Source organism: Stenotrophomonas sp. SMYL11 (assembly GCF_036320005.1).
Taxonomy (GTDB): Bacteria; Pseudomonadota; Gammaproteobacteria; order Xanthomonadales; family Xanthomonadaceae; genus Stenotrophomonas; species Stenotrophomonas maltophilia_A.
In genome coordinates, this window is sequence record NZ_JAWIRS010000012.1 from 137,455 (window position 1) to 147,505 (window position 10,051).

Genomic DNA, 10,051 nt, shown 5'->3' on the forward strand with positions numbered 1-10,051 from the left:
CCCCCCCGGCGGCGCCCCGGCCCTGCTCGCGTGCCGCCCCGCGCCCCCGCCCCCCCCCCCCCCCCCCCCCCCCCCCCCCCCCGACTCTACAATCAGCGTCGCCCTTCCACCGCCATGCGCACCGCCAGCCCGGCCAGCACCGTGCCCATCAGCCAGCGCTGCACCACCTGCCAGGTCGGGCGCGCGGCCAGGAAACCGGCGATGCTGCCAGCGGTCAGCGCGATGATGCCGTTCACGGTCACACTCACCGCGATCTGGGTGGAGCCCAGCACGATCGACTGCATCAGCACACTGCCTTCGCTGTCCGGGTGCAGGAACTGCGGCAGCAGCGACAGGTACATCACCGCCACTTTCGGGTTCAACAGATTGGTCAAGAAGCCCATCGTGAACAGCTTGCGCGGGCTGTCCTGCGGCAGGTCACGCACCGCGAACGGCGAACGGCCGCCCGGCTTCACCGCCTGCCAGGCCAGGTACAACAGGTACAACGCGCCGCCGATGCGTAGCGCGTCGTAGGCGAACGGTACCGTCATCAGCAGGGCGGTGATGCCCAGCGCCGCGCACAGCATGTAGAACACGAAGCCCAGCGCCACCCCGCCCAGCGAGATCAGTCCCGCCATCGGCCCCTGGCAGATCGAGCGCGAGATGACGTAGATCATGTTCGGCCCGGGCGTGATCACCATGGCCAGCGAGACCAGTGCAAAGGCCAGAAGGTCGGACGTGGCGGGCATGGGTGGTCCTGGCGGTGGGCGTGGCGCAGTGTAGCGCCTGCCACGGGTGCGGCCTGCGCGGGCACCGCTGCCAGGTGGCCATTGCATATGCGTTTCGATGGCCGTCACGCCGGTCGCATAAAATTGCCGGACCCCACACACCGAAGCCCTCCATGACTCCGATCCCCGAGACCGTGCCGCCCACCGAAGTGCGCATGGCCGAAATCGTCTTCCCCAACCACACCAACCATCTGGGCACCCTGTTCGGTGGCCAGGCATTGGCATGGATGGACAAGGCCGCGTTCCTGGCCGCCGCCCGTTACTCGCGCCGCACCGTGGTGACCGCGCGCAGCGACCAGGTCGACTTCAAGCTGCCGATCCGCATCGGCCAGATGGTGGAAACCATCGGCCGCATCGTCGAAGTCGGCCGCAGCTCGATGAAGGTGGAGGTGGAACTGGTCGCCGAAGACCTGCACAGCGGCGAGCGCAAGCTGTGCACCCGCGGCCACTTCGTGATGATCGCGCTGGACGAGGAAGGCCACCCGATCGCGGTGCCGCCGCTGCCGGCGGCCTGACCCGGCCAACGGACCGGCGCTTGCGGGGGCGCCACCGCGCCCCCATCTGGCAGCCATGACCCTGCCACTGACCGACTTCATCGACCGTGCCCAGCGCCTGTTCGTGCTGACCGGCGCCGGCTGCAGCACCGCCTCGGGCATTCCCGACTACCGGGATGCCGACGGCCAGTGGAAACGCACGCCGCCGGTGACCTACCAGGCCTTCATGGGCGAGATGGCTACCCGCCAGCGCTACTGGGCGCGCAGCCTGCTCGGCTGGCCGCGGTTCGGCCTGGCCCGGCCCAACGGCACCCACCAGGCCCTGGCCGCGCTGGAACGCCGCGGCACGCTGCAGGTGCTGCTGACCCAGAACGTGGACGGCCTGCACCAGCGCGCCGGCAGCCACAACGTGATCGACCTGCATGGCCGTCTGGACCTTGTGCGCTGCATGGGCTGCGAGCGCCGCAGTGGCCGTGAGGAATTCCAGCAGCGCCTGCTGGACGCCAACCCCGGCTGGGACGCGCTGGAGGCCGGCATCGCGCCCGATGGTGATGCCGATCTGGAGACCGATTTCTCCGCGTTCGTGGTGCCCGAGTGCCCGCACTGCGGAAGCGTGTTGAAGCCGGATGTGGTGTTCTTCGGCGAGAACGTGCCGCGGGAGCGCGTGCAGGCGGTGCAGGAGCACCTGCAGCAGGCCGACGCCGTGCTGGTGGTGGGTTCATCGCTGATGGTCTATTCCGGCTTCCGCTTCGTGCAGGCGGCGGCCAGGGCAGGGCTGCCGGTGGCGGCGTTGAACCGTGGCCGCACCCGCGCTGACGACCTGCTGCAGTTCAAGGATGAACGGGACTGCGCCGAGGCGCTGGCGTCGGTTGTCGAACCGTCGGCCGGGTAGAGTCGACTGTCAGTCGACTATCGCGCGCAGCGCGGGCCTTTCGACGGCCGTTGGAAAAGCAGTCGACTGACAGTCGACTCTACCGACCACCCGCCCACCGCGAAACAGCGATCCATCCAGACGGTTGATTCGCAGGCCGTGCGGCGGTGCAATACGCACCCCCTACGTCGTTCATCACCGTCTTGAGCCAGCTGTTTTCGCCGATCTCGTTCGGCCCCCTGACCCTGTCCAACCGCATCGTCATCGCGCCGATGTGCCAGTACTCCGCCGAAGACGGCCGCGCCAGCGACTGGCATGCCATGCATCTTGGCAACCTGGCGCAGTCCGGTGCCGGCCTGATGATCCTGGAAGCCACTGCCGTCGAACCGCGCGGCCGCATCAGCTGGGCCGACCTGGGCCTGTGGGACGACGGCACCGAGGCCGCGCTGGCGCAGGTGCTGGCCAGCGTCCGCCGCTGGTCGCCGATGCCGCTGGGCATCCAGCTGGGCCATGCCGGCCGCAAGGCCTCGGTGAAGCGTCCGTGGGACGGTGGTGGCCAGCTGCCGGCCGATGATGCGCGTGGCTGGTCCACCGTGGCGCCGTCGCCGCTGCCGTTCCATGCCGCCGATCCGGCACCGCAGGAACTGGACGAGGCCGGCATCGCCGAGGTCATCGCCGCCTTCGCCGCCAGTGCGGTGCGCGCCGAGCGCCTGGGCTTCGAGCTGATCGAGCTGCATGCCGCGCACGGTTATCTGCTGCACCAGTTCCTGTCGCCGCTGAGCAACCGCCGCACCGATGGCTACGGTGGCTCGCTGCCGAACCGCCTGCGCCTGCTGGTGGAGGTGTTCGATGCGGTGCGTGCGGCAGTGTCAGACAAGGTCGCGGTGGGCGTGCGTATTTCCGCCAGCGACTGGGTCGATGGCGGCTGGGATCTGGTGCAGAGCGAAGCGCTGGCGCAGGTGATGGACGCGCGCGGCTGCAACTTCCTGCATGTCTCCAGCGGTGGCCTGGACGAGCGCCAGAAGATCACCGTCGGCCCGGGCTATCAGGTGCCGTTCGCAGCGGCGATCAAGGCCAAGGTGCGCGTGCCGGTCATCGCCGTGGGCATGATCACCGAGCCGGAGCAGGCCGAATCGATCCTGCGCCATCGCCACGCCGATGCGGTAGCCCTGGCGCGCGGCATCCTCTACGACCCGCGCTGGCCGTGGCATGCCGCCGCCGCATTGCGCGACAGCGTGGAACCGGCGCCGCAATACCTGCGCTGCGAGCCGCGCGATGCGCGCGGCGTGTTCAAGACGCGCTGAGGCTCACACCCGCCAGGCCGGCGCCATGCCGGCCTGCAGGTGCTCGAACAGCGCGCGGATCTTGGCAGTGAAATCGCGGCGGTCGCTGACGCAGAAGTAGACCTCCATCGGTTCGGGGCGCCATGCAGTGTCGGCGCCGAACACCGCCTGCAGGCGGCCATCGCGCAGGTACGGCTCGGCCACGAATGCGGCCAGCCGGGTGATGCCGGCACCGGCTGCGGCCAGCGTCGCCAGCGCATCGATGTCATCGCAGACCATGCTCGGCGGCAGTGCGGCGTCCACGCGCTGGCCATCCTTCAACAGGCCCCAGCGCAGCGGCCGGCCATCGGTGGGGAAGCGGTGCAGCAGCCCGCGATGGCCGCTCAGCTCGGAGGGTTGTTGCGGGGTGCCGTGTGCCTTCAGGTAGGCCGGCGAGGCGCAGAACACGAACGGCACGCGCGCCAGCTGCCGTGCGACTACGCCGTCCTCCAACTGTGCACCGATGCGGATGCTGGCATCCACCGCTTCCGGGCCGTGTTGCACGGCGCGATCGGTTAGGCGCAGCTCCAGCTGCAGTTGCGGGTAGCGCTGCTGCAGCGAAGGCAGCAAGGGGGCAAGCACGTGGCGACCAAAGGCGCTGCTGCTGGCGATGCGCAGTGGCCCGGCCGGTTCGATGTCACCAGAGGTGACCATCGCCTGCGCGCGCGCCAGATCGGCTTCGATGTGGCGCACCTGCGCCAGGTACAGCGCGCCGGCCTCGCTGAGGGCCAGCTGGCGCGTACTTCGGTTCAGCAACCGTACGCCCAGATGTGCCTCCAGCCGGTTGATGTTCTGGCCGACTGCGGTGGCGCTGATGCCAAGGATGCGGGCCGCGGCGGCAATGCTGCCGGTCTCTGCGGTGCGGGTGAAGCTGCGGATCAGTTGCAACAGGTTCATGACCGACCAGCTTGCCATGGAGAAACCCAAGTATCGCTTGGGACTGAACCAAGCAGGTCGGTTGCATCGGTGACCATCGATCCCGGGGGCAGGTCGCTGCCCTACACTCAGGCGATGCGCCCCGATTCCATTCTTACCCTGTCCTGCCCCGACCGTACCGGCATCGTCTATCGCGTGTCCGGCCTGCTGTTCGATCACGGCTGCAACATCCTCGACGCTCAGCAGTTCGGTGATGAGGAAAGTGGCCGCTTCTTCCTGCGCGTGCATTTCGACCGCGATGCTGGCCTGCCGCTGGAGACCGTGCACACCGCCATGGCCACGCTCGCCGCCGGCTTCAGCATGGACTGGCAGCTGCATGATGGCCGCCGCCGCGCCCGCCTGCTGGTGCTGGTCAGCAAGCAGGGGCACTGCCTCAACGACCTGCTGTTCCGCGCCCACAGCGGCCAGCTGAAGGTCGACATCGCCGCAGTGGCGTCCAACCACGCCGACTTCGCGCCGCTGGCGGCGTCCTACCAGGTGCCGTTCCACCACCTGCCGGTGACCGCTGATACGCGCGCGGTGCAGGAGCAGCAGATCATCGACCTGGTCGAGCGCGAACGCATCGACCTGGTAGTGCTGGCGCGCTACATGCAGATCCTGTCACCCACGTTGTGCCGCGCGCTGGCCGGCCGTGCGATCAACATCCACCACAGCTTCCTGCCCAGCTTCAAGGGCGCGCAGCCGTACCACCAGGCACACGCGCGCGGGGTCAAGATCATCGGCGCCACCGCGCACTACGTCACCGAGGATCTGGACGAAGGACCGATCATCGAACAGGACGTGGCCCGCGTGGACCACGCGATGGCACCGCGCGAGCTGGTGCGGCTGGGCAGTGATACCGAGTCGCTGGTGCTGGCGCGCGCCGTTCGGCGCCATGTGGAGCACCGCATCCTGCTCAATGGGCATCGTACAGTCGTGTTCCGGTAGTGCCGGCCGCTGGCCGGCAACAGCAGAGATCCCGGGGTTGCCGGCCAGCGGGGGCCCCCCCCCCCCCCCCCCCCCCCGCGGGGGGGGGGGGGGGCCCCCCCCCCCCCCGCCACTACCGTTTCGGGGTCGGATTACCGGTAGCGCCGGGCCGTGCCCGGCGGTGGTGAGTCAGGCGATCGCGATCCCCGCATTGCCCAGCGCCTCGCGCACCATCGCGTCGTTGGCGTCGGTCACCGGCTTGGTCAGCTCCCACAGGAATTTCACCTGGAAGCCGGACTTCACCGCGTCCTGCGCGCTCCACAGCACGCAGTAGTCGCGGGCCAGGCCGCACACGTGCACTTCGCGGATGCGGCGTTCGTGCAGCCAGCCGGCCAGGCCGGTGGCCGGGCGCTCGCCATCGGGGCCGTGGTTCTCGCGGAAGGCGCTGTACGAATCCACCTGCTGGCGCGTGCCCTTGCGCAGGATCAGGTCGGCCACGGTCCAGTCCACGCCCGGGTGCAGGGCGGCACCGGCGCTGCCCTGCACGCAGTGGTTGGGCCACAGGGTCTGCGGCTGCGCGTGCAGCAGGATGGTCTCGAAGGGCCGTCGGCCGGGGTGCTGGCTGGCGAACGAGGCGTGGTCGGCCGGGTGCCAGTCCTGTGTCGCCACCACGGTGCGGTAGCGGCGCTGCGCCAGCAGATCGGCAATCGGTGCCACCAGCGCATCGCCCTGGTCGCAGGCCAAGGCGCCACCGGGCATGAAGTCCGGCTGCAGGTCGATCACCAGCAGGGCGACATCGGCGGGCAGGGCGGTCATGGCAGTTCCGGTACAACAGAAGGGGCGACCAGCGTGGCCGCCCCATGCCTGCACGTCAATCGCCCTGCGGCGTCTCAGCGTCCTGCCCGTAGTACAGCAGGCCGATCCTGATCCGCTCGCGGCCATTCTCGCGGCGGTGGCGGTTGGCATCGCGCAGCGAGTACACGCAGCCGCAGTATTCCTGCTGGTAGAACTGCTCGCGCTTGCTGATCTCGATCATGCGGCTGGCACCGCCGCCCTTGCGCCAGTTGTAGTCCCAGTACTGCAGGCCTTCATAGCGCGATGCGGCGCGGATGCCGCAGTCGTTGATCTGCGCCATGTTCTTCCAGCGCGAGATGCCCAGCGAAGAACTGATGGTGTCGTAGCCGTGCTCGTGCGCGTACAGCGCGGTGCGCTCGAAGCGCATGTCGAAGCACATCGTGCAGCGGATGCCGCGTTCGGGCTCGTTCTCCATGCCGCGCGCACGGCTGAACCAGTTGTCGGTGTCGTAGTCGCAGTCGATGAACGGGATGTCGTGCTGTTCGGCGAAGCGGATGTTCTCCTGCTTGCGCAGCTCGTACTCCTTCACCGGATGGATGTTGGGGTTGTAGAAGAAGATCGCGTAGTCGATCCCGGAGGCGGTGATCGCCTCCATCACTTCGCCGGAACAAGGCGCGCAGCATGAATGCAGCAGCAGGCGCTTGCCGTCGGCGGGCAGGGTCAGGGTGGGGCGTTGGAGCTCGGTCATCGTCAGGTACCGCATGGACCGCCGGCAACGGCGGTGGCCCATGCATCAGCGCGTGGGTGAACGGGTCTGGCTGGATACCGTGAAAAGGACGCACGCGGCCACACCGCCTGCACGCGCAGGACGACGACGGCCCCGGCAACCTCCCCGCGGAGATTCCAGGTCGAGTCAGGGGACGGTCGTGTCCCCCGGCCGGGGCCGGTATTCGGGCTGATGGACACGGGCCGCAGCCCACCTACTACCTGCCGCTTCCCAGGCGTGAGCCCAGTGCTGTTGGCAGGATTCGTTTCCATTCACCGCTGCGGGGCAGCTCCGGAATGGGCGCGCAAGGCGCCTTCACCGGATTCCCGTTTAAATCCCTGCCGCCATCAATGCCACGGCAGGGATACCTTCGGCGTGCCCACGGTGGACGCGTCGAGGGCAATGGTCAAGGGCCAATGAAAGCGCAGGGCTGTGGCTCGCTTCTCAGGCTGTGAGAGCGCCTCTTGCCATACTGGGCACCGACAGACGGGAGGTGGCTCGTGGCGGCGAAGTACTGCGATCTGGTCATGAAAGGTGGCATCACCAGCGGCATCGTGTACCCCAATGCGGTACTGGCGCTGGCGCGCGAGTATCGATTCAAGAGCATCGGCGGCACCTCGGCCGGCGCCATCGCCGCAGCCGTAGCGGCCGCGGCGGCATGCGGTGATCGCCGCCAGCAGGCCGGCGAGCACCTGCCCGGCGATGCCGGCTACGGCGGGCTGTCGGCGGTGTCGGCGCTGCTGTCGCGGCGCGGCTTCATCTACAGCCTGTTCCAGCCGGCACGGGGCGCGCGCGCCGCCTATCGGTTGCTGGTGGTGCTGACCGGCAATGCCCGCCTGCCACACAAGCTGCTGTGCCTGGCCATCGCGGTGTTCGAGATCGCGCCACTGGAGGTGCTGGTGTCGCTGGCGCTGCTGCTCGGCCTGGGCTGGTGGGGCGGCGGTTGGAGCGGCGTGGCCGCCACGCTGCTGCCGTCGCTGCTGTGCGCGTACGGTGCGGGTGTGGCCGGCGCCGCGCTTCGTGTGGCGCGGGTGGCGCGCCGTAACCTGCTGGGCCTGTGCAGCGGCCTCGGCCGCGATGCACGCACGCCGGCATTGACTGAGTGGCTGCACGAGTGCCTGCAGCAGCTGTCCGGCAAGCCGCTGGATGCACCGCTCACGTTCGCCGACCTGCACGATGCGCCGCGCTATGCCGGCGAGCCGGACAGCCCGCATGCGATCAGCCTGCAGATGATCACCACCTGTGTGTCGCACAACGAGCCACGCACGCTGCCGCTGGGCGGCGCGCAGTTCTGGTTCCTGCGCGAGGAGTTCGAGCAGCTGTTCCCGGCCAGCGTGGTGCAGTGGCTGGTGAAGCAGGCCGGCCCGCCGCTGGAGGTGGAAGGACGGCAGTACTACCACCTGCCGCAGGGCCCGAAGCTGCCGGTGCTGGTGGCCACGCGCATGAGCCTGAGCTTCCCGCTGCTGATCAGCGCGGTGCCGCTGCACGAGCCCTCGCGCCGCGAGCGTCGCTGTGAACCGACCGCACCTGCCGCCGACCAGGAGCACAACGTGGCCGACAGCATGGAAGGGCTGACCAGTGCCGGGCAGACCTGTGGCCCGGTCATCACCGCGTTCCGCATCTGCTGGTTCTCCGATGGTGGCATCAGCAGCAACTTCCCGATCCACCTGTTCGATGCCGCATTGCCGCGCTGGCCAACCTTCGCCATCAATCTGGTCTACCCGCAGCATGCCGAAGATGTGAGCCACGGCAGCAGTGGCCGCCAGGCGCTGGAACATGCCGTGTTCCTGCCCACCGAGAACCGCCACGGCTGGCAGCGCACCTACCAGTCGATCGCCACGCCGCTGGCCGCTGCGGAGCTGGGTCGTTTCCTGTTCGCGGTGGTGGCGACCATGCAGAACTGGCGCGACCTGCTGCAGGCGCGCGCACCGGGCTACCGCGACCGCATTGTGCACGTCAGCCTGCAGGGCGACGAAGGCGGCATGAACCTGGACATGCCGCAGGACGTGCTGACCCGCATCGCCGACAAGGGCAGCCTGGCCGGTGCGCGCTTCTGTTCGTTCTCGTTCGAGAACCACTACTGGATCCGCTGGCGCAACCTGGCCTCGGCCTACCAGCGTTACACGCTGGAAGTGGCGCGCACCGATGACCCGGCGCAACAGGTGCTGGCCTACCGCGCAGCGTACTCGATGGTTGCCAGTGGCCAGCCGACGCCACCGTCGTACAAGCTGGGCTCGGAAGACAAGCGGCTGGCATCGCAGCAGTTGTGGGGGCTGATGGTCGAGCAGGGACGCACCTGGGAGGACCTGGGCCCGGACCTTACTGACGGCGCACCGCGCCCGCTTCCGCAGATGAAGGTCACGCCGATCTACTGAGCGCGACCGATACAATCGCACCCCCCATCGCAAGGATCGCCCCATGAGCGCCCGCCAGGAGCTGCTGGATCTGCTTGAACGCCTCGATGCCCGCGATCCGGACCACCTGCCGGTGGTGCCGCTGGCCGCGTACTTCGAAGGCAACGATTTCGAAGAGTGCATCGCACCGAACCAGTGGGGCTACGGCCGCCCGCCGATTGCCGAGCTGTACGCACGCCTGGCCGCGATAGCCGCAAAGCCGGAAGTGGAAGGTGTCTACGTGGGCCTGCACCAGGACTGGGGCAGCGCACTGGAAGACGACAGCGAATGGCCTGCCGCCGAGAACGTGCACGTACTGACCCGCGCCGACGCCGCAACCGTGGAAGGCTGGCTGCAGGGACTGGAGTGCGACGGCGTTGGCGAAGGCTGGCCGTATGGGCAGCATATCGATGCCCCCGTACCTTCCGCAGGCCATCGCGTACTGACCGTGTTCTGGGACTAAAACCTGCCAACCAAGGTTGGCACCTACCAGAGCGAATTTCCGGATGGGGTCAGAGCCCGTCGCGTCGCAACGGGATCCGACCCCGTGCCGACCAACGGTCGGCACCCACCAACAGCAGCGGGCACCAACAGCCGCGTAAACCTGTCGAAGGCGGGGTGGGTCCGGTTGAGGGGGTGTGAGCGGCATGGATGCCGCGACCAAGCCCCCATGGTGAAGTGACCCCCGAGACTTGGACGGGGTCACGCGGCCGATTGGGCCTGCTCCCGGTACTTTACCGGGCTCAGACCTTTCAGTTTCAGTTTGATGCGTTCTTCGTTGTAGTACTGGATGTATTCCAC

Annotated in this window: 11 protein-coding genes and 1 riboswitch; of the genes, 6 read left to right on the forward strand and 5 right to left on the reverse strand. The window is 68.5% G+C overall.

Annotation, left to right across the window (positions count from 1 at the left end; all coding sequences use genetic code 11):
- Positions 1–92: 92 nt before the first annotated feature.
- Entirely contained in the window at positions 93–728 is a 636-nt protein-coding gene (locus tag V3B46_RS16515) for a LysE family translocator (protein ID WP_329892365.1), read from the reverse strand.
- A gap of 152 nt (positions 729–880) precedes the next feature.
- Here V3B46_RS16515 and V3B46_RS16520 point away from each other — a divergent pair, with 152 nt between their 5' ends.
- The 3 genes from V3B46_RS16520 to V3B46_RS16530 all read left to right on the forward strand — a co-directional run bounded on the left by V3B46_RS16520 (position 881) and on the right by V3B46_RS16530 (position 3,436).
- Entirely contained in the window at positions 881–1,282 is a 402-nt protein-coding gene (locus V3B46_RS16520; protein ID WP_004153688.1) for an acyl-CoA thioesterase, read from the forward strand.
- A 55-nt stretch (positions 1,283–1,337) separates the two neighbouring features.
- Positions 1,338–2,153 carry an NAD-dependent protein deacetylase gene (locus V3B46_RS16525; RefSeq protein ID WP_329892366.1) on the forward strand — a complete coding sequence of 272 codons (816 nt, stop codon included), beginning with the start codon at positions 1,338–1,340 and terminating at the stop codon, positions 2,151–2,153.
- Between the two features lie 182 nt (positions 2,154–2,335).
- Positions 2,336–3,436 (forward strand): NADH:flavin oxidoreductase/NADH oxidase, encoded by a 1,101-nt coding sequence (locus tag V3B46_RS16530; protein WP_329892367.1) that lies wholly within the window; start codon positions 2,336–2,338, stop codon positions 3,434–3,436.
- A 3-nt stretch (positions 3,437–3,439) separates the two neighbouring features.
- Here V3B46_RS16530 and V3B46_RS16535 read toward each other — a convergent pair whose 3' ends face one another.
- Positions 3,440–4,351 carry a LysR family transcriptional regulator gene (locus V3B46_RS16535; protein WP_049399772.1) on the reverse strand — a complete coding sequence of 304 codons (912 nt, stop codon included), beginning with the start codon at positions 4,349–4,351 and terminating at the stop codon, positions 3,440–3,442.
- A gap of 114 nt (positions 4,352–4,465) precedes the next feature.
- Between V3B46_RS16535 and purU the strand changes: the two genes are divergently transcribed.
- On the forward strand, positions 4,466–5,317 hold the full coding sequence (purU, locus tag V3B46_RS16540) for a formyltetrahydrofolate deformylase (protein WP_329892368.1): 852 nt from the start codon (positions 4,466–4,468) through the stop codon (positions 5,315–5,317).
- A gap of 168 nt (positions 5,318–5,485) precedes the next feature.
- Here purU and pncA read toward each other — a convergent pair whose 3' ends face one another.
- Together pncA and V3B46_RS16550 are read right to left on the reverse strand one after the other, a co-directional pair.
- Positions 5,486–6,112: a bifunctional nicotinamidase/pyrazinamidase gene (gene pncA / locus V3B46_RS16545; RefSeq protein WP_329892369.1), complete on the reverse strand. Its 627-nt coding sequence runs from the start codon at positions 6,110–6,112 to the stop codon at positions 5,486–5,488.
- 55 nt (positions 6,113–6,167) lie between these two features.
- Entirely contained in the window at positions 6,168–6,854 is a 687-nt protein-coding gene (locus V3B46_RS16550) for an epoxyqueuosine reductase QueH (protein WP_080376050.1), read from the reverse strand.
- Between the two features lie 161 nt (positions 6,855–7,015).
- Positions 7,016–7,230, reverse strand: a riboswitch (cobalamin riboswitch).
- Between the two features lie 154 nt (positions 7,231–7,384).
- Here V3B46_RS16550 and V3B46_RS16555 point away from each other — a divergent pair.
- The gene (locus V3B46_RS16555) at positions 7,385–9,232 is read left to right on the forward strand and encodes an RpoH suppressor (RefSeq protein ID WP_329892370.1); all 1,848 of its coding nucleotides are present in this window, start codon (positions 7,385–7,387) and stop codon (positions 9,230–9,232) included.
- A gap of 43 nt (positions 9,233–9,275) precedes the next feature.
- Positions 9,276–9,713, forward strand: a complete 438-nt coding sequence (locus V3B46_RS16560) for a hypothetical protein (protein ID WP_154261956.1) — start codon at positions 9,276–9,278, stop codon at positions 9,711–9,713.
- Positions 9,714–9,952: 239 nt separating this feature from the next.
- Here V3B46_RS16560 and V3B46_RS16565 read toward each other — a convergent pair.
- Positions 9,953–10,051 (reverse strand): IS3 family transposase (locus tag V3B46_RS16565; protein WP_197616391.1); only part of this gene is annotated, 99 nt, incomplete at its 5' end.

Excerpts from the sequence above, each read along its gene's own strand:
- V3B46_RS16515 (WP_329892365.1), bottom strand. The coding sequence starts at position 728 with ATGCCCGCCACGTCCGACCTTCTGGCCTTTGCACTGGTCTCGCTGGCC.
- V3B46_RS16520 (WP_004153688.1), top strand. The coding sequence starts at position 881 with ATGACTCCGATCCCCGAGACCGTGCCGCCCACCGAAGTGCGCATGGCC.
- V3B46_RS16525 (WP_329892366.1), top strand. The coding sequence starts at position 1,338 with ATGACCCTGCCACTGACCGACTTCATCGACCGTGCCCAGCGCCTGTTC.
- V3B46_RS16535 (WP_049399772.1), bottom strand. The coding sequence starts at position 4,351 with ATGAACCTGTTGCAACTGATCCGCAGCTTCACCCGCACCGCAGAGACC.
- purU (WP_329892368.1), top strand. The coding sequence starts at position 4,466 with ATGCGCCCCGATTCCATTCTTACCCTGTCCTGCCCCGACCGTACCGGC.
- pncA (WP_329892369.1), bottom strand. The coding sequence starts at position 6,112 with ATGACCGCCCTGCCCGCCGATGTCGCCCTGCTGGTGATCGACCTGCAG.
- V3B46_RS16550 (WP_080376050.1), bottom strand. The coding sequence starts at position 6,854 with ATGCGGTACCTGACGATGACCGAGCTCCAACGCCCCACCCTGACCCTG.
- V3B46_RS16555 (WP_329892370.1), top strand. The coding sequence starts at position 7,385 with ATGAAAGGTGGCATCACCAGCGGCATCGTGTACCCCAATGCGGTACTG.
- V3B46_RS16560 (WP_154261956.1), top strand. The coding sequence starts at position 9,276 with ATGAGCGCCCGCCAGGAGCTGCTGGATCTGCTTGAACGCCTCGATGCC.